Origin of the sequence: Aliarcobacter vitoriensis (assembly GCF_048320235.1) — a bacterium.
Taxonomy (GTDB): Bacteria; Campylobacterota; Campylobacteria; order Campylobacterales; family Arcobacteraceae; genus Aliarcobacter; species Aliarcobacter vitoriensis.
On sequence record NZ_CP182882.1, the window covers coordinates 267,715 to 290,858 of the forward strand.

21 protein-coding genes are annotated in these 23,144 nt (G+C 25.6%); 9 read left to right on the forward strand and 12 right to left on the reverse strand.

What is annotated here, in order from left to right:
* Window positions 1-114 precede the first annotated feature (114 nt).
* The 3 genes from ACNSOS_RS01390 (at window position 115) to ACNSOS_RS01400 (ending at window position 5,181) form a co-directional block, all read left to right on the forward strand.
* The gene (locus ACNSOS_RS01390; RefSeq protein WP_418185661.1) at window positions 115-903 is read left to right on the forward strand and encodes an ABC transporter ATP-binding protein; all 789 of its coding nucleotides are present in this window, start codon (window positions 115-117) and stop codon (window positions 901-903) included.
* A complete protein-coding gene (locus ACNSOS_RS01395) occupies window positions 900-3,782 on the forward strand; it encodes a DUF748 domain-containing protein (protein ID WP_418185662.1) in 2,883 nt (960 codons plus the stop codon). The genes ACNSOS_RS01390 and ACNSOS_RS01395 overlap by 4 nt, the downstream gene beginning before the upstream one ends.
* A 97-nt stretch (window positions 3,783-3,879) precedes the next feature.
* Window positions 3,880-5,181: a hemolysin family protein gene (locus ACNSOS_RS01400; RefSeq protein WP_418186322.1), complete on the forward strand. Its 1,302-nt coding sequence runs from the start codon at window positions 3,880-3,882 to the stop codon at window positions 5,179-5,181.
* Here ACNSOS_RS01400 and ACNSOS_RS01405 read toward each other — a convergent pair.
* Together ACNSOS_RS01405 and ACNSOS_RS01410 are read right to left on the reverse strand one after the other, a co-directional pair.
* A complete protein-coding gene (locus ACNSOS_RS01405) occupies window positions 5,168-7,369 on the reverse strand; it encodes an endonuclease MutS2 (RefSeq protein ID WP_418185663.1) in 2,202 nt (733 codons plus the stop codon). The genes ACNSOS_RS01400 and ACNSOS_RS01405 overlap by 14 nt on opposite strands.
* 49 nt (window positions 7,370-7,418) lie before the next feature.
* Window positions 7,419-7,997, reverse strand: a complete 579-nt coding sequence (locus tag ACNSOS_RS01410; protein ID WP_418185664.1) for a TetR/AcrR family transcriptional regulator — start codon at window positions 7,995-7,997, stop codon at window positions 7,419-7,421.
* A gap of 89 nt (window positions 7,998-8,086) precedes the next feature.
* On the opposite strand from ACNSOS_RS01410, the gene ACNSOS_RS01415 reads away from it, so the two are divergent.
* On the forward strand, window positions 8,087-8,914 hold the full coding sequence (locus ACNSOS_RS01415) for an alpha/beta fold hydrolase (protein ID WP_418185665.1): 828 nt from the start codon (window positions 8,087-8,089) through the stop codon (window positions 8,912-8,914).
* Between the two features lie 25 nt (window positions 8,915-8,939).
* Here the strand turns inward: ACNSOS_RS01415 and ACNSOS_RS01420 are convergent, their stop codons facing one another.
* Window positions 8,940-9,470, reverse strand: coding sequence for an NAD(P)H-dependent oxidoreductase (locus ACNSOS_RS01420; RefSeq protein ID WP_418185666.1), 531 nt, complete (start codon window positions 9,468-9,470; stop codon window positions 8,940-8,942).
* A 123-nt stretch (window positions 9,471-9,593) separates the two neighbouring features.
* Here ACNSOS_RS01420 and ACNSOS_RS01425 point away from each other — a divergent pair, with 123 nt between their 5' ends.
* A complete protein-coding gene (locus ACNSOS_RS01425) occupies window positions 9,594-9,935 on the forward strand; it encodes a winged helix-turn-helix transcriptional regulator (RefSeq protein ID WP_113908926.1) in 342 nt (113 codons plus the stop codon).
* On the opposite strand, the gene ACNSOS_RS01430 is transcribed toward ACNSOS_RS01425, so the two are convergent.
* The 6 genes from ACNSOS_RS01430 to ACNSOS_RS01455 form a co-directional block, all read right to left on the reverse strand.
* The gene (locus ACNSOS_RS01430) at window positions 9,932-10,312 is read right to left on the reverse strand and encodes a hypothetical protein (protein ID WP_418185667.1); all 381 of its coding nucleotides are present in this window, start codon (window positions 10,310-10,312) and stop codon (window positions 9,932-9,934) included. The genes ACNSOS_RS01425 and ACNSOS_RS01430 overlap by 4 nt on opposite strands.
* Window positions 10,313-10,759: 447 nt before the next feature.
* On the reverse strand, window positions 10,760-11,242 hold the full coding sequence (locus ACNSOS_RS01435) for a hypothetical protein (protein ID WP_418185668.1): 483 nt from the start codon (window positions 11,240-11,242) through the stop codon (window positions 10,760-10,762).
* A gap of 11 nt (window positions 11,243-11,253) precedes the next feature.
* Window positions 11,254-11,559, reverse strand: coding sequence for a hypothetical protein (locus ACNSOS_RS01440; RefSeq protein WP_418185669.1), 306 nt, complete (start codon window positions 11,557-11,559; stop codon window positions 11,254-11,256).
* Entirely contained in the window at window positions 11,556-13,145 is a 1,590-nt protein-coding gene (locus ACNSOS_RS01445; RefSeq protein ID WP_418185670.1) for a PepSY-associated TM helix domain-containing protein, read from the reverse strand. The genes ACNSOS_RS01440 and ACNSOS_RS01445 overlap by 4 nt, the downstream gene beginning before the upstream one ends.
* A gap of 380 nt (window positions 13,146-13,525) precedes the next feature.
* Window positions 13,526-15,421 carry a TonB-dependent siderophore receptor gene (locus ACNSOS_RS01450; RefSeq protein ID WP_418185671.1) on the reverse strand — a complete coding sequence of 632 codons (1,896 nt, stop codon included), beginning with the start codon at window positions 15,419-15,421 and terminating at the stop codon, window positions 13,526-13,528.
* 241 nt (window positions 15,422-15,662) lie between these two features.
* On the reverse strand, window positions 15,663-15,869 hold the full coding sequence (locus ACNSOS_RS01455; RefSeq protein ID WP_418185672.1) for a hypothetical protein: 207 nt from the start codon (window positions 15,867-15,869) through the stop codon (window positions 15,663-15,665).
* A 269-nt stretch (window positions 15,870-16,138) separates the two neighbouring features.
* Between ACNSOS_RS01455 and tatB the strand changes: the two genes are divergently transcribed.
* From tatB to ACNSOS_RS01475, 4 genes are read left to right on the forward strand one after another with little or no spacing between them, the layout of a single operon-like run.
* Window positions 16,139-16,525, forward strand: a complete 387-nt coding sequence (gene tatB / locus ACNSOS_RS01460; RefSeq protein ID WP_113910106.1) for a Sec-independent protein translocase protein TatB — start codon at window positions 16,139-16,141, stop codon at window positions 16,523-16,525.
* 2 nt (window positions 16,526-16,527) lie between these two features.
* Window positions 16,528-17,262, forward strand: coding sequence for a twin-arginine translocase subunit TatC (gene tatC, locus ACNSOS_RS01465; RefSeq protein WP_113894629.1), 735 nt, complete (start codon window positions 16,528-16,530; stop codon window positions 17,260-17,262).
* A 1-nt stretch (window position 17,263) separates the two neighbouring features.
* Window positions 17,264-18,286 carry a tRNA preQ1(34) S-adenosylmethionine ribosyltransferase-isomerase QueA gene (gene queA / locus ACNSOS_RS01470; protein ID WP_418185673.1) on the forward strand — a complete coding sequence of 341 codons (1,023 nt, stop codon included), beginning with the start codon at window positions 17,264-17,266 and terminating at the stop codon, window positions 18,284-18,286.
* Window positions 18,287-18,300: 14 nt separating this feature from the next.
* A complete protein-coding gene (locus ACNSOS_RS01475; protein WP_418185674.1) occupies window positions 18,301-19,044 on the forward strand; it encodes an exonuclease domain-containing protein in 744 nt (247 codons plus the stop codon).
* On the opposite strand, the gene ACNSOS_RS01480 is transcribed toward ACNSOS_RS01475, so the two are convergent.
* The 3 genes from ACNSOS_RS01480 to ACNSOS_RS01490 are packed head-to-tail and all read right to left on the reverse strand — an operon-like array spanning window position 19,033 to window position 23,043.
* Complete coding sequence (locus ACNSOS_RS01480) at window positions 19,033-20,268, reverse strand: ComEC/Rec2 family competence protein (protein ID WP_418185675.1); 1,236 nt, start codon at window positions 20,266-20,268, stop codon at window positions 19,033-19,035. The two genes, ACNSOS_RS01475 and ACNSOS_RS01480, sit on opposite strands and share 12 nt — an antisense overlap.
* A gap of 4 nt (window positions 20,269-20,272) precedes the next feature.
* On the reverse strand, window positions 20,273-22,483 hold the full coding sequence (locus ACNSOS_RS01485; RefSeq protein ID WP_418185676.1) for a hypothetical protein: 2,211 nt from the start codon (window positions 22,481-22,483) through the stop codon (window positions 20,273-20,275).
* Complete coding sequence (locus ACNSOS_RS01490) at window positions 22,483-23,043, reverse strand: hypothetical protein (protein WP_418185677.1); 561 nt, start codon at window positions 23,041-23,043, stop codon at window positions 22,483-22,485. Before ACNSOS_RS01490 ends, ACNSOS_RS01485 begins: the two co-directional genes overlap by 1 nt.
* Between the last annotated feature and the right edge of the window lie 101 nt (window positions 23,044-23,144).

The following is a 23,144-nucleotide window of genomic DNA, read 5'->3' on the forward strand; positions in this document are numbered from 1 at the left end:
TTTTGTATGTAGATCAAACAAAAAAATTTCGGCAATATTGTACTATTAAAATGCTTAATTAAATAGTTAGTTTATTTATTATAAAATAGACAAGCCCCTAAATAAGGATACAAAATGTATATAATAGAGTTTGAAAATATAGATGTTGGATATGATGAAAAAATTATTTTAAAAGATTTAAACTTAAAAATTAAAGAAAAAGAACATTTTGCAATATTAGGCTCAAACGGAAGTGGTAAATCAACTTTGATGAAGTTAATACAATCACAAATACATCCAAGACACACAAAAGAGTTTAAAAAAGAGATATTTGGGAAAAGTAGATATTCTATATTTGAATTAAGAAAAGAATTAGGAGTTATTACAAATGACTTACATAACCATTTTGAAAAGGAAGCTGGATATTTGAGTGGTTTTGAAGTTGTACTAAGTGGGCATTATAGTTCAATTGGTATTTTTACTCATCAAGATTTTACGAATGAACAAATTAAAAAAGCAAAAGATGTTATGGAATTTTTAGAAATTGAAGATTTAAGATATAAAAAAGTATCTGCTATGAGTACAGGACAATTAAGAAAATGTATAGTAGGACGTGCTTTAATACACAATCCAAAAGCATTTATTTTAGATGAACCAACAGTTGGACTTGATATAAAAGCACAAATGAATTTTATAAAAATGCTTAAGAAGTTATCTAAGAATTCAACTATTATTTTAGTAACTCATCATCTTGAAGAGATTTTTGAAGAGATAAAAAAGGTTGCTTTAATATATAATAATACAATTTATAAAATAGGAAACAAAGAAGATATATTAACAAGTGAAAACTTAAGTAAAATATTTGATACAAATCTTACGATAAAAGAGAAAAATGAACGATATTTTATAGAGGAGATTTTATGAAAACTTTAAAAATTATTTTATATACATTTATATCACTTATAGTGATTTATACTCTTGCTGGTTTTTTTCTAGTTCCTTATATAGCTAAAAAAGAAATTATAAAAAATTTAGATGAAATTCTCACAACTAAAACTAAAATAGAAAAGATATATTTTAATCCCCTAACTTTATATATAGAAGTAAATAATTTTGCATTAGTTGATGAAGAAATAGATGAATATGTAGTATCTTTTGATACCTTTTCTTTACAATTTGCACCATTTAAATCGATTGAAAAAAGATATTTAAGTATAAAGAATGTTTCTCTTGATGGTATTTATGCAAATATTGTAGAAAAAGAAAAAGGTATCTTTAATATTTTACAATTATTAAAGAATCAAGATAAAGAGTTAAAAGATGAAGAGATTGAAGAAGTTACAAAAGTAGAAGAAGAAAGTTCTTCAATACAATATCTAATTTCAAAAATCGTTTTAAAAAATGCATATATTGACTATAAAAGCTTGGTTGATGAGCAAAAATATGCATTAAATCTAAAAGATATCAACTATACGATTTATGATTTGGGAACATATAAAAACTCTCTTTCATCAAATAATCTAGAATTTATTTTAAATGAGAATAGCTTTGTTAAAATTGGTGGAGGATTAAAATTAGATCCATTTGAAGCTTATGGACAAATAAATATAAAAGATTTAAAAATAAAAGAGATTTTAGATTTTGATAAAACTCTTTTTAACTTTGAACTAAATAAGGAAGCAAATTTAAATCTTATTTTAAACTACAATATAGAATTAAAAAATGGCTTTAATATGCAATTAAGTAGTGATTTATTGGATATAAGTAATGTAAAACTTAATCAAAACAAAAAAGAGATTGCTTCTTTAAACAATCTTTATATTAAAAAAGTATATTTTGATTTAAATGCTCAAACAATAAATTTATATGATATTTTCATAAAAGATTTAACAGCAAAAATGAATTTGGATAAAAATGGAATAAATTTTGCAAATTTAGTAAATAGTTCTAATGATACAAAAGAAACAAATATAGATGAAAATCTACAACCATGGATTGTAAATCTTTCAAACATATCTTTAAATAATGGAAATTATAATTTTACAGATAATATAAACAATACCAATGTATCAGTAAAAAATATAAATTTAAATGCCAATAAACTTAATATTGTTGATAGTTTGGTACTTTTAGATAGTGCAAATTTATTAACATCAAATGTAAAATATCAAGACAATACAAACAAATTTGATGTAAGTTCAAATAAAACAAATCTAACAGTAACTAATCTAAAAGTAGAAAATAGTAAAACAAATATAGGAAATATAGCTATTTTAAAAGATGGTTTCGAGTTCAATGAAAATAACTCAAAAATAAAATTGACTTCTAAAAATATTGATTTAAATTTAGCAAAATTAAATATTTTTGATGATATTTCATTTGATAATGCACATTTAAAAACTACTAACTTTAATTTTCAAGAACTAAACTCAAAATTATCAGTGAGTTCAAAAAATATAAATTTAAAAACAAATATCTTTTTATTTGATAAAAATCAAAATATATCTTTAAAAAATAGTGAATTATCAAAAACAGATATAAATTTATTTGATGCATCAAGTAATATTCAAATAGATACAAATAATTCAAATTTAAAATTATCAAATTTGAACTATAAAAAAGATACTTTAGTAATTGGTGAAATGCAATATAAAGATCCAAATATTAAAATGAATAATTTAGAATCAAATCTTAAAATTGAAGCAAAAAATATAGACTTAAATTTAAAAAAGATTATTAGTAAAAATACATTTTTTAAAATAGAAAAAACAGCTTTACAAAATCCTCATATATCTATAATTTTACCTAAAAAAACTCAAACAAAAATTGAACAAAATAAAGAAGATGATAAAGGTGCTAATATAGAAGATAAAAACCCTTTTAGATTTGTTTTAGGTCCAGTTGATATTAAAAATATGACTTTTGATTTTGAAGATAAAAATTTACCAATTCCATTTAAAACAACAATTTCAAAACTAAATGGAACAGTTTCAGAAGTAAAAAATAAAGCAAATAGTACTTCAAATCTTGAAGTAAAAGGTGTTGTTGATGAATATGGAATTGCAACAATAACTGGAGTTGTAAATCCAAATAATATTAAGATTTTAACAGATGTTAATATGAAATTTAAAAATATAGCTATGAAAAGTTTTACACCCTATACAGCAAAATTTGTAGGTCGTGAGATAAAAGATGGAAAACTAGAGCTAGATTTAAATTACAATATTACGCAATCAAATTTAAAAGCAAAAAATAATATCCTTATTAAAAAGATAGTATTAGGAGAAAAAATTGAAAGCCCTGATGCTATAAGCTTACCACTTGATTTAGCTATTGCTCTTTTAGAAGATTCTTCAAATACAATAGATATAAATCTTCCTGTTTCAGGAAATGTTGATGATCCTCAGTTTTCAATTGGTTCTATTGTATGGAAAGCATTTCTAAATCTTATGACAAAAGCTGTTACATCACCATTTTCTCTTATTGGCTCGCTATTTAACTTTAGTGAAGAAGAGATAAAAAGTGTAAATTTTGAATTAAATGAAAGTGAAATAACTCCAATTCAACAAGAAACTTTAGACAAAATAGCAATTATTTTAAAAGAAAAAGATGAATTTGCGATAAAAATATCTGCAACTTTTAATGAAAAAAAAGAAAAAGAGAGTGTTGGGAAAAAAAGAGTTGAAAATATAAAAGAGTATTTAATAAAAGATAAATCAATAAATGAAAAACAAGTTATTATTGACTCAAATATAAAAAAATCAAATCAAAATATTGATTTAAATATTGAAAAAATAAAGTAATGAAGCTTATATTAAGTTTTTATAGCTTATATTTCTAGTTAAATTATAATTTTATTAAAAAGGAATTTTTTTGGATCCCGATATACAGTCCGTATTGATGTTGGTTGTTGCACTATTTTTAGTGTTTTTAAATGGTTTTTTCGTTCTTTCTGAGTTTGCTATTGTAAAAGTTAGAAAAACAAAATTAGAAGAATTTGTTAAACAAGGCAGAAGAGGTGCACCTTTGGCACTGAAAATGTCTAACTCTCTTGATACTTATCTAAGTGCTACTCAACTTGGAATTACTTTTTCTTCTCTTGCTTTAGGTTGGATAGGTGAACCTGCTCTTGCTAGACTTATAGAATCAAATGTTACATTTTTAGCAAATAATCCAGTTTTATTACATACTATTAGTTTTGTGATTGCTTTTGCTATTGTTACATTTTTACACGTTGTTTTTGGAGAGATTGTTCCAAAATCTATTGCTATTGCAAAAGCTGAAGTTATGGCACTATATATAGCGCGTCCTTTATATATTTTTTGGTTAGTATTCTATCCATTAATTCGTTTCTTTGATATAGTTGCAGCATCTATTCTTAGAATGCTTGGTGTTAGACCTGCAACAGAGCATGAGTTATCTCACTCTGAAGAAGAACTTAGAATTATTGTAAATGAAAGTTTTAAAGGTGGACATATTGATTCTATTGAGAGTGAAATCATCAAAAATGCAGTCGATTTTTCTGAAACAGTTGCAAAAGAGATTATGACTCCAAGAAAAGATATGATTTGTATTAATTCTGAAAAAAGTATCGAAGAAAATATGCAAAGATTAACTTCAACAAGACATACAAGATATCCATATTGTCATGGTGGAAAAGACAATATAACAGGAATGATTCATACTAGAGATTTATTAAACAACTCTTTAGAAGGAAAAACTGTTGATTTCTCAAAGTTTGTAAGACCTATTATAATGGTTCCAGAAAATACTTCTATTTCAAACATTTTAACAAGAATGAATAAAAGTAGAATTCATTTAGCTTTAGTTATTGATGAATACGGTGGAACTTCTGGACTTATAACTATGGATGATATTTTAGAAGAACTTATCGGAGAAACAACAGATGAACATGATCCAAAACAAGAAACTATTAAAAAAATAGATGAAAATATTTACGAATTTGATGGAATGGTAAATATAGAAAAAGTTGAAGAGATTTTAGATATCAGCTTTGATGAAACAGAAATTTCTGTAACTATTGGTGGAAGAATTATAAATATTGTAGGAAGATTACCTATTGTTGGAGAAGTGATTGAAGATACTTATTGTACTTATAAAATATTAGAGATAGAAAACAATCGTATCAAAAAGCTTTTATGTACAAAAATAGTATCAGAGGAAGAGTCTAAAGTTTTATAACTTTAGCTCCAAATCCTCCACTACTTGGATGAGCATCTTCAAAACTCTTTACTCTTGGATGTTTCTTTAAAAATTCTTTTACTGCAAAGGCTAGTTTCCCAGTTCCAATTCCATGATAAACTAATACTTCTTCAAATCCAGCTAAAAGAGCATCACTTAAAAATTTGTCAAGATTTTCAATAGCCTCGTCAGCTCTTTGTCCATGTAAATCTAGTTTTATACTTCCAGTTTCTGATTTTTGTATAGTTACAATAGCTTTTTTTGAAGGAATTTTTGGTGGTGGATTTCCACTTCTACTTAAATCACTAAGCTGAACTTGTACTTTCATGCCCATATCATTTTCAATAAAAGCTTTATTTCCTTTGATTGAAAATATAGCTCCTTTTGTATTTCGATATTTTACTCTATCCCCTACTTTAAACTCTATTTCTTCTTGAACTTTCTCAACTTGTATCTCTTTTGCCATTTTGTGAGAAATATTTAAGTGTTGATGAGACTCTTTTACCATTTTAGCTTTAATAGCTTTTTTAGCTTCATCTCTTGCATCTTTATACTCTTTATGAAGTTTTGATTTTTCACTATAAATATGCTCATCAAGTTGCTCTTTTTGATCTTTTAAATTATTTGATATTCTTTGCATATTAGCTATTTCTATATCAAGTTTCTCTATTTTTTGCTTATATTCTCGTTCTAAATCACTACTTCGTTCAATTAATTCATTTAATCTATCTTTATCTTCTCCATAAACTTCTTTTGCTCTTTTTACAACTCCTAGCGGTATTTTATATCTTAAAGCTGTTTCAAAAGCATAAGATTTTCCAATAGTTCCTTGTAAAAAATCATACGTTGGTCTTTGATTTTCTTCATCATATAAAGCAGCTATCAATTCAACATCTGGATTTGAAGCCATAAGTGCTGCTAGTCTTTTATGGTGAGTTGTGATGATGATTTTTATATCATTTTTGATTAAATCTTCTATTATTACTTTAAATAAACTTGCAGCTTCATCTGAATCTGTTCCAAGTTCTATTTCATCAACTCCAACTATTGCATTTTTAACTTCAAAAAGTTTAGAAAATTCTAACATTCTTCCAGCAAAAGTTGAAATGTCATTTTTTACACTTTGAGGATCATCTAAAACTGCATTTATAGATTTAAAATTGCTTACTACTGTACTTTTATGTGCATTATATGGAAGAAGATATTTTGATAGAAAAATTGAGCTTAAAATTGATTTTAACATCATAGTTTTTCCACCAGCATTAACTCCAGTTATCATAATAACACTTTTTGAAAAATCAATCGTTATTGGTTTTGGATTACTCAAAGCTGGATGACAAAAATCTACAAGTCTATTTTCACCATTTTTAGAAGGTAATATGAAGTTTTTATCTCCAATTTTTGAAAAAAATATCCTAGCTTGATAATGGTCGAATTTATCAAATTCTTTGTTTATAAACTTCAAAAATAGTAGATTTTTTTCAAAAATATGTGAGATTTCTTTACAAAGTTTAAATAAAATCTCTTCTTGTTTATTTTTTAAATCACTTTGCTTTTGTTTTAAATCACTAACACTATGAGGAACCACATAAAAAAACCCAGCATTTGATCTATCAATTACACTTCCACTTAAAACATGATTAAATCCACCTCGAACCAATAAACACTCTTCACTATTTATAAAATGTACTTGCATATCAACCAAATATGGTTTTATTTTAGAAGAGTTGATGATTTTATAAAGGCTTTGTTTTATCTCCTCTTTATTTTTATAAAGTGCTTGTTTTATGTTGTCATAATCTTCATCTATTCCATCTTTTAGATTTGCTTTATCATCAAAATATTCACAAATCTTTAAGATATCAGCTGGAATGATAATTTTATCCATCATCTCAAGAAGTTTTCCTTCAAAATTGAATTTTTTTAAATATAAAAAATAGTTGATAATTTTTATAAATTCATATATTTCATAAACTCTTAAAACACCTTGTTTTTGTATGTGCATAAGTTGTGAATCAAGATTTTCTACATTCAATGGTTGATTGATATTATATTTTGATAGTTCACTTATGATTTTATAGTGAATATTTATATCACCCTCTAAAATTATAGATTTTTCTCTAGCAAAAAGCTTTGAAAAGCTTGTTATATAGTCACTTAAGTCTAGTTTTTTAATTAAATTTTCCATAAGTGCGATTGTATCTAAAAGGGCTTGATAATTTTATGAAAAAAGAGTTTTAATAACTCTTTTTAAAAGATAATAAATAAGAAGATAAAATATCCATTACATCAAGATAATCATCTACATTTCCGCTAGCTTTTGCAGATAAAATAGCACCTTCTAATGTTGAAGCTATATATAAACTAAGTTTTTTTGTATCACACTCTTTAATTTCATCTTTTTCAACTGCTTTATCCAAAATATTTTTTATATTATTTTTTAAAGCTTCATAAATCTCTTTCATCAAAACTTTAAAATCTTCGTCAATATTTGACATCTCTTGAATAATATTCGCTATTGGGCAGCCTTTTTCAAAATCTCTCGAAGAAGTATCTTTTAAACTTTTTATAAAAGCTTCCAAATAATCTTTTTCTAATTCTAAGATTAAATAATATCTTTGCACAAATTTTTCATAAATTTTCTCTTTTATTGAAGATACTGCCATATCTTTTTTATTTTCAAAAAAGTGATACATAGAACCTTTGTGTACTTTTGCATTTTTTAAAATATCTGTTAAAGAAGCACCTTGATAACCTTTTTGGTAAATCTCTTCAAATGTACTATTTATAAGTTCTTGTCTTGTATTTTTTTCCATTTTGTATTGTAACATTTTTTAACTTGACTTCTTGGTCAAATTTTATTAAAATTTTATTTGACTGAAAGGTCAAATAATTAGGAGATAATATGCAAAAAAGTATAAATATCGATGAAATAAATATTTCATATAGTATAGAAGGACAAGGTGAAACTATAGTTTTACTTCATGGTTGGCCACAAACTTCTTATATGTGGAGAAAAATAACTCCTGTCTTATCTAAAAAATTTAATGTTATAACTTTAGATTTGCCAGGACTTGGAAATAGTAGTGTTGCAAAAAGTTATGATACAAAAAATATAGCTACAATTTTAAACGAATTTATAAAAAAGCTTAAAATAGAAAAATTTCATTTAGTTGGACATGATATTGGAGCTTGGATTGCAACGACTTATTGTATATATTTTAAAGAAAATTTAAAAAGTTTGACTATCATAGATGCAGGAATTCCTGGACTTATACCAGATGAACTTTTTTGTTTAGAAAATACAAATAAAATCTGGCAATTTTTCTTTCATAGTGTTGAAGAAATACCTGAATTTTTAGTAAAAGATAGAGAAAAAGAGTATATTTCTTGGTATTTTGAGAAAAAATCTTATATAAAAAATGCAATAAAGGAAGAAGATATACAAAACTACTATTTAGCATATAAAGATAAAATGAAAAATGGCTTTGAATATTATCGATATTTTCAAGAAAGTGCTAAACAAAATAGAGTTTTAACTTCAAAACTAGACATAAAAATATTAGCTATTGGTGGAGAATTTGCACTAAAAGAGCAAGTTGGAGTTGCTATGCAAAAAATCTCAAATAATGTTACAACAAAAGTTATAGAAAATTGCGGACACTATATAGCTGAAGAACAACCTGAAAAACTAACTAAAATCCTAATAGATTTTTTATACAAGTTTTATTGACAAAGAGATAATACTCTTTTGTCAATTATTTTGTTAAATTTTTTATATAAGATAGATATTCTTTTGCTGTTTCTTGTAATTTTTCATCACTTATTACAAAAGTTTCATAAGTAATAAATGGATTTTTATAGTCCATTTTTACATAATTTGCTGTTGCTTCAAATGAGTTTAAAAACTCTTCAACTGTGAATTTGTTACTTCCATTTGAATTGTATTGAGCTGTTCCGCTTCCTACACTTGTAGCTATTGCTAAAGTTTTATTTTCTAATTTATAGTTTTCACCATAAGCAAAGTTATACTCTAAAACTACATCTAACCACTCTTTTAAAAGTGCTGGTGAACTTAGCCAATACATTGGAAATTGGAAGATTATAACGTCATTTTCAAGTAATAACTCTTGCTCTTTTTTTGCATCTATTTTAAAATCTGGATATTTTTTATAAAGATTATTTACTGTTACATTTGACTCTTTACTTGCAAATTCAACTAAAGCTTTATTTACTCTTGATTCAGTATCCAAATTTGGATGAACTACATTGATTAAAACTTTTTTCATTTTTATTACCTTTTTTTTGATTTGTAAAATATTATCCATTTATGACATTTTTGTCAAGTATAGACTTTTATGTCTAATTTGTATTGTTATGCTTTTTTAGTTATACTTCAAAAAAGGATTACAATGATTGAACTAAATGGAAAAGAGTATGAATGCCCAAGTAAAATTCCAATGGACTTAGTCGATGATAAATGGAAATTTTTAATACTTTGGAATTTAGCTACAAAACCACTAAGAGTTAGTGAATTAACTCAAAAGATGCCCGATATTTCACAAAGAACTTTAAGTAGAAAATTAAAAGCACTAGAAGAAGTTTCACTTGTAAATAGAGTAGTTTTCCCCGAAGTTCCTCCAAAAGTAGAATATTCTTTAACAATTCATGGTGAAAGATTACTCGAAGTATTTGAAATAATGAGTAAATGGGGAGAAAAATATGCAAAAGAAATGGGAGCAAAAATATACTAATCCTCTTCCATTCCCATTCTTAAAAATCCTGTAAATCCTGCATTATCAGATGTTAGTTTTTTTGAAACTTGCTTTTTCATCTCATTTAAAACTTTTTTGTATGAACTATAAAATTCAAAAGTCGGTTTTGGTTTATATACTAAATTTTCTATTTCAAAATATTTTAAAACATTTTTTGTAGTTGTTGGTTTGATAAAAAATTCTTTGTTTATAGTAAAATAGTATGGAATAAGAGTTATTATAGACCATTTTGCTAGATTCTTTTGAGTTAATATCTCAATCATATCACCAAATCCATCTTTAAAGTTTACATAAAGAAGTTCATCTAAAGCAATACAAAACATATCTTTTTCATAAATATTCATTGACTTTATCATATCTCTTACTTTTGGTTTTTCAAATAGAGAAATTAGGGGTGATTTAGAGATAATCTTTGCAAAATTATCACAAATAAGTTCTGGTTGGGAAAAGTTTTCTTTTTTAAAAAGTTCTTTTGTCTCTTGATGAAATTTTGTAGAATTAAATCTTTTAATAATAGCTAAAAGCTTATCATCTTCAAAGCCTTTTGGTTAATACTCAAAAAAGTTATCTTCAAGCTCTTTTAGTTTTTTTGTATTCATCATTTTTCCTTTTATTCTAAATTTATTTTAGCAAAAATGACTATTAAATTAACTTATTACAATATATAAACTTAGGTATGAGTTCCAAGGTAAAAGAAAGGACAATTTTTTAACTTTAGCTCCTAATCTAAATTGATGTTAAAAAATCTGAAAATACAAAAAAACCTTGAAACCCACACCTAAGTCTATTTTTAAAAGAGAATTTTAACTCTCTTTTAATTGATTTAATATTCTATTTGTATTTTTATTACTAAAATAAATTGTCATTAAAAATAATATTATACATATACTAAAAAATACTATAGTTACACTACTCCATTCATGTGATACATTCTGTGGTACTGTTACTTGTTTACTTTGTGCTTTTAACTCTTCACTATATCCTTCTATTGGTGCAATACCTTCTTTTACCAAAGTATGTCCACTCCCTCCATCAAGAACTACTTGATATGGCTCTTTTGGAATATCAATAGTTATCTCACTCTCTTTTGGAAGTCTTTGTTGAAACAATACATTTCCACTAACCAAAGACTCTATTTTTACTAATGCTCCTGCTGCATCATCTCCTGTATCAAACTCTCCTGCAACTGTTATAGTATTATCTTTATTATCTTCTACAAACAGCATTAATTCATGAGAATACAAACCAAAGCTCAAACTTAACATTAATATTAATTTTTTTATCATTTTATTTATCCTTAAACATTATAAAGTATTATCAAAGCTATTCCAAATATTAAAGTTGGAACAACACATCTTAAAAGTGCAATATATTTTGATTTAGATAAGCTTATCCAAAGAGCAACACTAGCCCAAGCAAAAGTATTAAACAACAACGGTACTATAATAGATTCTCCAGCAGTTCCTGGAATAATAAATATTAGCAAAGTCATTCCTAAATATGCAACTATTAATCCACCAACAATAGAACAAATTGTTCTAAACAATCCTATTTTTTTACCACTACTTTCTACTACTTTTAAACTATTTAAATAATTTATCATTTAACACCTCTTCTTGTCCAAAACTCTTGTATCTTTTGTCTATCTACTGGAAGTTTATAAGCAACATAAAGCAAAATCAATCCAAAAACAAACAAACCAATATCAACAGCTAAAACTGTATATATTTCTTCATTCCAAAGTCTAATAGGACTAAATCCACTAAATATAAAATGTATTATTGGACTTAAAGCAAACAATACTCCACCAAGATATAAAAACTCTTTAGCTGTTTGATAAGAGTTTAGTTTATAGAAACTATAAGTCAAAGTTCCTATCCAAGAAACAGCAAACAAACCTTTTTGAATTAAAACTCTATTTTCCATATCAAAAGGAAGTAACCATTGTAAAACAAACAACAAGGCTGTTGCTGGAATAACTCCTATCATAACTGCCAAAGATAACTTACCAAAGCCTTGATATACTGGAATATTATCTCCAAACTTTCTGGCTTTCTTCTCTAAATAAAGTAGATTCCCAAAGCCTATGGCTAGAGTTGTTATTATCATTAAAAATAAAACAACCAATCTTGTAAATGTATCAACATCATTTAGATAGTGCAAAAAGAAAAAGCCATCATAAACAATAGAAGCCCAATGTTTATCTAAAACTTTTTTCTCTTCTACTAAGCCTCCATCAACTCCATCTAGTAGAATATATGGTCTATTTGAAACACCATTTAAAAATGGCATATATGGATTGTAAGCAGTAAGTTTTACTCTTACAGTTTCATCACCATAATTTGTAATTTTTATAGATTGAAAAGATAAATTTGGGTTTATCTCTTGAGCATTTTTTACAAGTTCATTTAAACTTAACATAGAAGCTTTTATTCCACTTACATTTATCTCTTCATCTTTTGGAAATAAAATTTCACCTCTTACTTTCCAAGTTTCACTTGTTTCACCTTTTGTAGCAATATATGTCATCAAACTCGAACCTTGATTTCCTATATTTAGTAAGGCTCCAGTTAAAACTATAGGGAAAAAAACAATCAAAGTCCAAATTAGAATCTTTCTATGCCAATTTGAGAATTTACTTGCCACACTTTTTGCACCATTCTGGTACTTTATAATCAATATTTGGATTAATCCACCAATCATTAAAAACAATCCAGCAACCGCCATAATCCCAAAACTATACCAACCTAAATCACCAAGAGGTCTTCCATAGTGCATAGAGTTTAAAAACCAAGCTAGTTCTGATAAATCACCTTCTCTTTGAATTTCTTCATTTGTATTTGGATTGAAAGTTTTTGTATCCATAAAATTTGTAGATACACTCAATGTAGGAATTTCAAAAGCCCCAGGAAGCCTTACAAAAATAGGATTTACTTTTGGATAGTCTTCATCATCTATAACCTTATTTACCATCTTGTCAAAATCAATATCTTTAATATCTGCTATTTTTATATGAGTTGATGGTTTCTCCCAATTTTCTATATATGGAAGTAATATCGCAAATACTCCAAAAAAAAGTGCAATATACATCAAAAATGAAAAACTCATCCCTATTGCAATATGTACTCTTTGGAGTCTTTGTTTGAAGAGTTTTTCATCTTCTTTTTTATCTAATTGTTTTACAGTCATTTTTATTCTTTATTTCCTTTCATCAACTCAAAGTTATTTTAATAATTGTTACATTCATATTAATCGAAATTAACAAAAAAATGTTTCTCTATAGTATAAGACGAAAAAAGGGGTCAAAAGTGGACAAAAAATCTTAATTTTTTTCAAAATTCTTTTTTCAATGTTACTATTAGTTACAAAATGATGATATTTTTATAAATCAAGTTAAAAAAAGCATCTAATCATTTCATAAAAAATGTCTTTAAATCTTTTATAAAAATATTATTTTTCATACATTAATTTAATAAAATAAATTAAAAAAAGCTATCCCAACTCTTGAAATCTTTCTCTTATACTTTTAGTTATAAAGAGAGAAAAAGACTCTCTTTATACTATATGTTTTAAAACTTCATCTGAACAGAAGCATGAATAGTTCTTCTATCTCCTAAATAATTACCACTTATCCAGTATTCTTCATCTGTTAAGTTATTTACATTTAATCTAAAAGTCAAAGGATAAATAGTAGCTTTTGTAGTATATCTAGCACCTAAATCAAATGTTGTATAGCTATCTATTTTATCAGTATTTAGATTATCTCCATAAAAACTTCCAGTATAGTTTACTCCACCATTTACTGCAAAATCTATACTTTCAATTGGAGTATATTCTAAATATAGTTTTACAAAATTATCTGCAACATTTTGAGGTCTTTTACCTTCTAAAGCTGGATTACTTTTATTCTCTTTTACTTTTGCATCAAGAATTGTAAATCCACCAAGAGCTGTTAGCTTATCTGTTAATTTTCCAGTTGCTGTAAACTCAAATCCTTTATGAACTTGTCTTCCATCTTGTACATATTTTGGTTTTGTTATATCACTTACATCATAGTATTGTAAACCTCTATCTATTTCAAAATATGCAGCTGTAAGTAAAGTATTACCTAAAGTAAGTTTTGCTCCAACTTCTATTTGGTCACTCATAAGTGGATCCATCTGTTGTAATGCATTGACTACATTATATCCATTATATTGTTCATTGGCTTTTCCACCTTGTTCAAGTGCTTCCATATAACTAGTATATAATGATAAATTTTCTATTGGTTTATATACAAGAGATACTGATGGTGTGATTTCATCTGTTTTTACTCCTTTTGTAGTTTCCAGTTCAACATAACTAACACCAGCAATTAAACTCCACTCTTCATTGAAAGTTATACTATCACCAATAGAATAATTTCTAGTTTTAGTTTTTGGGTCTTTATATTTACTTCCTAAAATACTTGCTTTTGGAGCAGATATATAAGTTGGTGAATCTAAAGAAAGACCTATTTGAGTAATAACCCCTGAATAATCACTACTTTGATAAGTCCAATAATTTTCACTCATTTGTACACCAGTAGTAAGTTGATGATTTATACTTCCTGTATCAAAATCAAAATCAAAAAAAGCATAAGCACTATTTGAAGTTAAACCTTCTTCATTATCATCATTATTAGATCTTTGGTTATAGGTTCCATTTGATTGTATAGTATTAGTAGTATTCTTATATAGTTTCATTGTAATTTCTTCTCTTAAAAATGCTGTTCTAAAATCAATATTATCATTTATATTCCATAAAGCATTTACATTATATCTTCTAGCTTCTGTTTCATTAGAATTCCATTTTTGTCCCCAAAGTTTATTACTATCTATTGTTGAAGCATCTGGTCTTTTTACACCAGTTGCCAAAGTCCAACGAGCTTGTCTTCCATCAAGTCTATAATCACTATCTGATACTAATGCTTGAAGAAGTAGATTATCTGTTGGTTTATAATCAAATGCTAAATTTATAACTTTTCTTTCTATACTTTGATTTTCTATATGAGTATCGTGGTCTTCACTAACGACATTTAGTCTATATCCTAGTTTTCCATCTTGTGTTAATGGTCCACTCGAATCAATATGTGTATAATATCCACTATCTCCTCCACCATTTCCAACAGTGATACTATTTTGTGCTTTTGAAGTTGGACGTTTTGGAATATAATTCATAACTCCACCTACATTATTTGCACCATATAAAAATCCTGATAATCCAGTAATAGTTTCTAATCTTTCATACTCTTCAACATCTAAATTATGAGAGAATGCAGGTTTTGTCATTCCATCAAATGTAGCTGCTCTTGTTGCAAAGCCCCTCAAAAAAACTGCTGATTGTAATGCCTGAGAATAAGGTTGATTTTGTTGGATTGTTGGATTTATATTAAAAACTTTGTCTGTTGATGTAGCTTGTAAATTTTCAAATAAATCTGATGTCATTACATTTATTGATACTGGAGTATCTTGAAGAGATTTTCCTTTCCAAGGACCTATATCTGAAGTTTCTTCTACTAAATATCCATTTTGGGCACTTCCATTTCTATAATTAGAACTAGAAACAGATATTTCATCTAAAACAGTAGTATTACCAAAGTTTTGATATTTTGGTTTTTCTATTATATATATTACACCATCTTCTTGAATTGCTTTTAAATCATTTGGATTTAGTACACTATTTAAATTATCTAATACCGTACCCCCCCCCGAAACCTAACTTTTCTGAATTTATACTTTTATCTTTCAAGTTATTAGCTTTTGAAATATATGTTACATTATATTTCTTTACTATATTCTCTACTGCTTCTTGCAAACTTATCTCTTTTGCATTTGCAAAAGAACTTCCTAACATCATTGATGTTAATACTGAAATGAAAACTCTATTTTTCATCTTAAATCCTTTGTATTAATTTTGAGAATTTGTTTCTCTATATAGTAAGACGATTTAATTGAAAAAAATGGACAATTTTTACAAAAGAATTTTCAAATTTGTAGTTTGGAGTTACTTTTTGTAACAAAAATAGATAAAATTTAATTTTCTAAATAATTAAAATTGCTATATAAATTAAATTTTTACTCTCCTACTTTATAAAATATTTAATATGTATTTGAGTTGGAATTAGGTAAAATCCTTACCCTATATAAATTACGGAGTGAAATATGTTTGGTATGGGTATCACAGAAATTTTACTTATTGCAATAGTTGCTGTAATTGCACTTGGACCAGATAAACTTCCAGATGCAATGGTTAAAATAGCAAAACTTTTTAATTCAGTAAAAAAAGGTCTAAATGATGCAAAAACAACTTTAGATAATGAATTGAATATTAGTGAATTAAAAAATGAAGCAAATAAATTTAAAGCACAAATAGAAGATACAAAAAACTCTTTAATGTCTGAAACAAAGCTAGATTTAGGCTTAGATGAAATTTTAAAAGATGATTTAGAAAGTTCAAAATCTACAACTGAAAAAGATTTTATTGAGAGAAAAAGAGAAATTGATGAAGCTAAACAAGAGAAAAAGAACTCTGTAAGTGAGGAAAAATAATAATGTTTGATGATTTAAAACCACATATTGCTGATTTAAGAAAAAGATTGGTTTTCTCAAGTATCTGTGTTGTGGCTATGTTTTTTGTATGCTTTGCATTTTACGAGCCTATTTTAGATTTTATGACACTTCCTGTAAAAGAAGCTTTACCTGATGGCACAAATATGATCGCAGTATCTATTGAAGAGACATTTTTTACAGCTATGAAAGTTGCATTTTTCGCTGGATTTATAGCTTCACTTCCAGTTATATTTTGGCAAATGTGGTTGTTTTTAGCTCCTGGACTTTATGACCATGAAAAAAAACTTGTAATTCCTTTTGTATTTTTTGCTACATTGATGTTTTTAACAGGAGCTGGATTTGCTTACTATGTTGTTGTTCCTTTAGGATTTCAATTTTTAATTGCTTTTGGTTCAACTGTTGTAACAGTAATGCCTAGTATTGGAACTTATGTAGGTTTTTTCACAAAAATCATGATTGGTTTTGGAGTGGCATTTGAATTGCCAGTTGTTACATTTTTTCTTGCAAAAATTGGAGTTGTTGATGACAAAATGCTAAAAGATTTTTTCAGATATGCAATAGTTCTTATTTTTATAGTTGCAGCTATTTTAACTCCACCAGATGTTATAAGTCAGCTTTTAATGGCAGCACCATTGATACTATTGTATGGTGTTTCGATATATATTGCAAAAGTATTCAATCCTGCACAAAAAGATGATGAAGAGGAAGAAGAATAAATTGAAAGATGTTTTAAAAACTTCAAGTTATGATTTTACTCTTCCACAAAATCAAATTGCAACCCATCCAGTAACTCCAGCTGATAGTGCAAAACTTTTAGTTTTTAATAGAGAGAAAAATGAAATTTTTCACTCTACCTTTAAAGATATTTTAGAGTTTTTACCACAAGATTTATCAATATTTTTAAATGATACAAAAGTTATAAAAGCTAGAATTTTTGGCAAAAAAGATACAGGTGCTAATATAGAACTTCTTTTAAATAAACCTCTTTTTATGGATAGATATTTAGTAATGATTAGAGGAAAAGTAAAAGTTGGAACAAAAATCTATTTTGATGAAAGTTTAATTGCTGAAGTTTTAGAACTCAATGTTGATGGAAGTCGAATAGTGAAATTTTTTCAAGAAGATAAGAAACTAGATTTTATATCTTTGGTTGATATTTTAAATAAAATAGGACATATTCCTCTTCCTCCATATATGCAAAGAGATGATGAAAAAGAAGATGAAACAAACTATCAAACTTTATTTGCAAAAAACTATGGAGCAGTTGCAGCCCCAACTGCATCACTTCACTTTACGGAAGAACTTTTACAAGATTTGGAAGAAAAATATGGTTTAAATTATCTTACCCTTCATGTAGGAGCAGGAACTTTTAAGCCTGTTGATGTAGAAGATATACTATTTCATCCAATGCACAGTGAATATTTTGAAATAGGAATTGATGCTAAAAAAAACTTAGATAAAGCAAATAAAGTTTTAGCAGTTGGAACAACGGTAACAAGAACCATAGAATACTATGCAAGAACAAATAAAATTCAAGGTGAATGTGATTTGTTTTTAAATCCAGCAAATAAACCTATAAAAGTTGATTATTTACTTACAAATTTTCACTTACCAAAATCAACTTTAATTATGTTGGTTGCTTCGTTTATTGGACTTGAAAAGACCTTAGAACTTTATGAAATTGCTATAAAAGAAAATTATAGATTTTACTCTTATGGTGATGGAATGTTAATTATTTAAAGGATATTTATATTATGGCTTATTATGTATTATTTGACACAGAAACAACAGGAGCTTCACAAGAAGATAGAATCATTCAATTTGGTGCTATGATTGTTGATCAAAAAGGTCAAATTGAAACTTTTGATGAATTATGTTCAAGTGATGTTGAAATAAAGCTTGAAGCTATGGAAGTTCATAATATAACACCTGATTTACTAGAAAATAAACCAAAAGCAGTTGAAACAAACTTTTATAAAAGATTAATTGAGTTAAATACAAATGAAAACTATCTAATAGCTCACAATATAAATTTTGACTTAGATATGGTAAAAAAAGAAGGCTTCGAAAACAGCTATAAATTAATAGATACTTTAAGATGTGCAAAACATCTATTTGATGATTTACCTTATCATAGACTTCAATATTTAAGATATGCTTTAGAGTTATATAAACTAGAAGTTAATGAAGCTTCAAAATATAATATAACTATAAAAGCACACGATGCAATCGGTGATGTACTTGTGATGAAGCTATTTTTATCAAAACTCGTAGCAAAATGTAGAGAAATCTATCCAAATTCAAATCCTATGGAAAAACTTGCAGAACTTACACAAACTCCAGTATTTATAAATACTTTTAAATTTGGGAAATACAAAGGGCAAAATATCCAAGAAGTTGCAAAAATAGATGCAAACTATCTAAACTGGATGAGAACTTCTATGAGTGATTTAGATGAAGATATGAAGTTTACTTTGGATAAGGTTTTAAATCAATAAATACATATATAAATTAAACACTATCATTAAAATATTCAATCCAATAAAAGCTTTTTTACTCCAAATCGATAAAAATGAAACTAAAATATATAAAATATAAAAGTAAAGTGGAGTAAAAACTTCATAAACATTGATTTTATACTCTATAAATATTTTTATATACTTATCAAAGTAACTAGATACTTCAAAAATATGAGCTACAATTTGTGCTGGATAGAAGATATTAAAAAATATTGTAATTGGTATTGAATAAAACTGTTCATAAGAAGTTTGAGGAAAATAGTAGTGAACTATTGGGTTAAATATCAAAAACATCCAAATATTAAAAAAGACAAATAAAAACCATTTATTATAATCTTTAAAATATTGTATAAACAAATAGATATAAAAAACTGCAAAAATAGAGAACCAAAAACCAATAGAAAAAATATATTGTGGAAAAAATGCAATTACAATCAAAAAAGTATAAAACAAAGTCATATATGAAAGAATTCTTATATTACTTCTAAGAAGATAAATTCCCAAACAATACATAACAAAAGCTCTTAATAAAGAAGGTACAATATCTGTTAAAATAAGATAATAAAACAATATTGCCAATGTTATAAGCAAAATATCAAATTTTCTGTTACGGTAGGGGAAATATCTATCTTGAAAAAATTTATAAGGAAAATATAAAAGCCAATAAATCACAAAAGATAAAACAACCAAGTGAAACCCTGAAAGAGCAACAACGTGCGTTATTGCATAATTTACAAATACATCTCTTAACTCTTTTGATACATTTACAGCTAAAAAAAGAGCATTGTATAACTCTATTATCCTTTCATCTTCATGATTTGCTTCAATATTTTTTATTATTTTATCTTTAAAAGTTATCTGTCTATCTTGTTTATCAAAATACAAAATAGGAGTATAAAATCCCTTTAAATAGTCTATAAAATCTATTTTTCTACTATCAATAAGTACATTTAAGATATCAAATTTTTTTAAATCTTCATCTTTATTTATATTTGCAAAAAACTCAAAATCTGGAGTTTTTAATTTTAAAATATCATAATTATCTTTTCTATAAATATTGCTAATCTCTGCTTTTGTTTCAAAGACATTTTCATATTTAAATTCTAAATATTTACTATATTGATAAGCCAAATTTGACAATAAAACAAAGATTAATATTGAAATAAATATTAGCTGTCTATTGTTTATATTTAGGCTTATCATAAAGCTACTCTAAAAATTTAATTTTATCTATTTTTGCATCTTTTATAAACTCTTCATAAATATTTTTTATCTGTTCATATTCACTTTTAGATAAGTTTAAAATACTATTTTCAAGTTTTAAAACAGTATCTTTATAATCAAGTTTGAGTAAACTTTTTGCAATATAATTTTCAATTAAAACCATTCCTAATCTTTTAATAGATTTTGTTTCAGTTAAAATTTCTAAAGCTTCATTTGTTACTTCTAAAACTTGTTTACAAAGTATTTCATCATAAGATTTTGATATTTTATATAAAATATTTAAAGCAAAATTATGTAAAACAATAGGCATTTCATCTCTATCACCCACAGATTCTTTTAAAACTACTCCTAATTTTCCTAAACTTATAGCTTTATTTATAGTTTCATCATCTTTTTTTATTTCTAAGATATATTTAAATCTATATGAAATTGCCATATTTACAAAGCTTGCTCCATATTCAAATGCACCTAAAGCTGGGATTGCTAAACATTTTTGATAAAAGATTATTGCTTCATCATAATTTTCTTCCCATTCACAAAGATTTGCTTTTAAGTTATAAAAATGCCATAACCACAAAGGATTATTATCTTCATTGTGAGAGAAAAGTAGTTCTTCTAGCTTTTTTAAAGAATTTATTGCTTCATCTTTTAAACTTTCATTTCTCTGAGAAATTATTATAAAAGCTGCTTTTCTTTGATAATATCGTACTTCAATATCTGATGGTTTTTCAGCTTTTCCTAAATTTAGCTCTTTTGGCAAAGTTCTATATGCAAGTTCAAATTGCCCTAATCTTTCATATAAAGAAGATATATTTAAAATATATTTATTTGGGTTTATCTCATATAAATATTGATTTATTAGTATTGCTTGTTCAAAATATCCACTTCTTTCAAATAAAAATGCTAAGTCATTTAAAGCCAAAATTGAAATCTTTCTATAATAAGATTTTGTTGAATTTTCAAAACTATTTATATCATGAGGGTCAAACATAAATCCAGCAATATCAAACCAATAGTCATTTATTAACTCATATTGTTGTTTTTCTTTTATTGAACTTATAAATTTTTCCAAAATTTTAACAACTCTTTTTTCATCTAAAACTAAATCCTTTACATAATAATATAGAATCAAAAGAGAAATAGGATTTTCAAATTTCAAAACACAATCTTCAAGGTGATTTCTCAAGTATTGAGACAACTCGTTTTTTTGAGTATTTAAACCTTTTAGTTTTATATTTTGTGTAAAAAATATTTGTAGAGATTTTTCTTGGGCTAAAAAATTAAAATCTTCAAAACTTCTATTTATAAAACTTTGAAAACCAAAACTTAACTTATTTTGTTCATCTGATTTTATAAAATTTTTTCCACAATACTCAAAAAGTTCTAAAGAAATGAAAACTTTTTTTTCTTTACTTTTTGCCATAAATGTTGAACAAAGTTGCATCAAAGAGTAGAAATTTTGCTCTTTTTGTGATAATAAAATTTCTAAATTTGAACTATTTTGTACTTTTGAATTTTTTACAATTTTTATATTTTCAACACCTAGACTATTTAAATTTTTTTCTATACTTTCTATTTTATCATTTCTAGTATAGAAATAAATATTTGTAAATTTAGTTAAAACTATTTTTATAAAAATGCTCCAAAGCCAATGTCTTTCATCTTCTAAATCAAAATTATATAGATGAATTTCCATATTTTTATCAAAGTTAGAATATGCAAGTTTCAATCTTTTTGCTTTTCTAATATCTTTATTAAACCAAGAAGTAATAAGATTTTTCAAATCACTTCCTTGAGCATCTAAAATCTTTGGCATAAAAAGTAAAGACAAAAATAAAAATCCAACAAAAAAGAAAGATATGTAATCTTTCAAATCAAAACTTGTTGGTAATTCAAGCACAACTTTTTTTAGAATATCTTCATAAATAGATATAGTCAAAAGTGCAACTAATATTACTAAAACAGAACAAATAGAGATAATCAAAGGAATAAATCTTTTATTTAAAAAATATAAAAAAGTTCTATTTTTACCTAAAGCTAAATTTATATCTTCTTCAAACTTATCTAAAGTATCACCTTCACAATATGTTATATGCAAGGTATTATTATCTTTAAAAAGTGAACTATTTTGCTTTTTATCTCTTTTTTTATTTGATAATTTTGAAGTATAAATACAACAATTAGTTTGATTCATTATGATTTTTTCTCTCTTGCAGCTTGATTTTGAATTGGGTCATTAAAACTATAATTTTCACTTTTCAAAGGAAATGGAAAATCTTTTAAAATATCATCAAAATCACTTTGAAACTCTTTTGAAAAATTCTTTATTCCTTCTTGTATAATTTCTATATATTTTGATGGAATAAAAGTATTAATATCCCCTACTTTTGCTATTTTCTCTTTATTTGTTGTCATAAAAGCAAATACATCATCTTCAATTTGTAAATTCAAAATATCTTCTTTTTTTATTCTAATACAACTATAATTTTTTTCTCTTTTCTTTAAAACTTCAAACTCTTCATCAGTTACTTTTATCATAACTCCAAATATAGTAGAGTTTTCATCTTTTTGTATATTTAGAAATACTCCATTTACTTCTATATTCTCAAAATTTATAGATTCAAGTGCATTCCAAGCTCTTTTATAACCTTTTATTTTTATAGGTATTAAATCATCTTTTTTTAATTCTCTATTTTTAAATGAATTTTGAGCACTTTTTATATTTATTAAGGAACCAAAGCCAAATATATACATAAAAACTCCTATTTATAAGATAATAAATTCTATCCTTTTTTGCTTTAATATAGGACAAAATGCCAATTTAACAACTTTTAACTAAATTTTTTGTATATTAA

Excerpts from the sequence above, each read along its gene's own strand:
- ACNSOS_RS01390 (WP_418185661.1), top strand. The coding sequence starts at position 115 with ATGTATATAATAGAGTTTGAAAATATAGATGTTGGATATGATGAAAAA.
- ACNSOS_RS01395 (WP_418185662.1), top strand. The coding sequence starts at position 900 with ATGAAAACTTTAAAAATTATTTTATATACATTTATATCACTTATAGTG.
- ACNSOS_RS01400 (WP_418186322.1), top strand. The coding sequence starts at position 3,880 with ATGTTGGTTGTTGCACTATTTTTAGTGTTTTTAAATGGTTTTTTCGTT.
- ACNSOS_RS01405 (WP_418185663.1), bottom strand. The coding sequence starts at position 7,369 with ATGGAAAATTTAATTAAAAAACTAGACTTAAGTGACTATATAACAAGC.
- ACNSOS_RS01410 (WP_418185664.1), bottom strand. The coding sequence starts at position 7,997 with ATGGAAAAAAATACAAGACAAGAACTTATAAATAGTACATTTGAAGAG.
- ACNSOS_RS01415 (WP_418185665.1), top strand. The coding sequence starts at position 8,087 with ATGCAAAAAAGTATAAATATCGATGAAATAAATATTTCATATAGTATA.
- ACNSOS_RS01420 (WP_418185666.1), bottom strand. The coding sequence starts at position 9,470 with ATGAAAAAAGTTTTAATCAATGTAGTTCATCCAAATTTGGATACTGAA.
- ACNSOS_RS01425 (WP_113908926.1), top strand. The coding sequence starts at position 9,594 with ATGATTGAACTAAATGGAAAAGAGTATGAATGCCCAAGTAAAATTCCA.
- ACNSOS_RS01430 (WP_418185667.1), bottom strand. The coding sequence starts at position 10,312 with ATGATAAAGTCAATGAATATTTATGAAAAAGATATGTTTTGTATTGCT.
- ACNSOS_RS01435 (WP_418185668.1), bottom strand. The coding sequence starts at position 11,242 with ATGATAAAAAAATTAATATTAATGTTAAGTTTGAGCTTTGGTTTGTAT.
- ACNSOS_RS01440 (WP_418185669.1), bottom strand. The coding sequence starts at position 11,559 with ATGATAAATTATTTAAATAGTTTAAAAGTAGTAGAAAGTAGTGGTAAA.
- ACNSOS_RS01445 (WP_418185670.1), bottom strand. The coding sequence starts at position 13,145 with ATGACTGTAAAACAATTAGATAAAAAAGAAGATGAAAAACTCTTCAAA.
- ACNSOS_RS01450 (WP_418185671.1), bottom strand. The coding sequence starts at position 15,421 with ATGACATCAGATTTATTTGAAAATTTACAAGCTACATCAACAGACAAA.
- ACNSOS_RS01455 (WP_418185672.1), bottom strand. The coding sequence starts at position 15,869 with ATGAAAAATAGAGTTTTCATTTCAGTATTAACATCAATGATGTTAGGA.
- tatB (WP_113910106.1), top strand. The coding sequence starts at position 16,139 with ATGTTTGGTATGGGTATCACAGAAATTTTACTTATTGCAATAGTTGCT.
- tatC (WP_113894629.1), top strand. The coding sequence starts at position 16,528 with ATGTTTGATGATTTAAAACCACATATTGCTGATTTAAGAAAAAGATTG.
- ACNSOS_RS01475 (WP_418185674.1), top strand. The coding sequence starts at position 18,301 with ATGGCTTATTATGTATTATTTGACACAGAAACAACAGGAGCTTCACAA.
- ACNSOS_RS01480 (WP_418185675.1), bottom strand. The coding sequence starts at position 20,268 with ATGATAAGCCTAAATATAAACAATAGACAGCTAATATTTATTTCAATA.
- ACNSOS_RS01485 (WP_418185676.1), bottom strand. The coding sequence starts at position 22,483 with ATGAATCAAACTAATTGTTGTATTTATACTTCAAAATTATCAAATAAA.
- ACNSOS_RS01490 (WP_418185677.1), bottom strand. The coding sequence starts at position 23,043 with ATGTATATATTTGGCTTTGGTTCCTTAATAAATATAAAAAGTGCTCAA.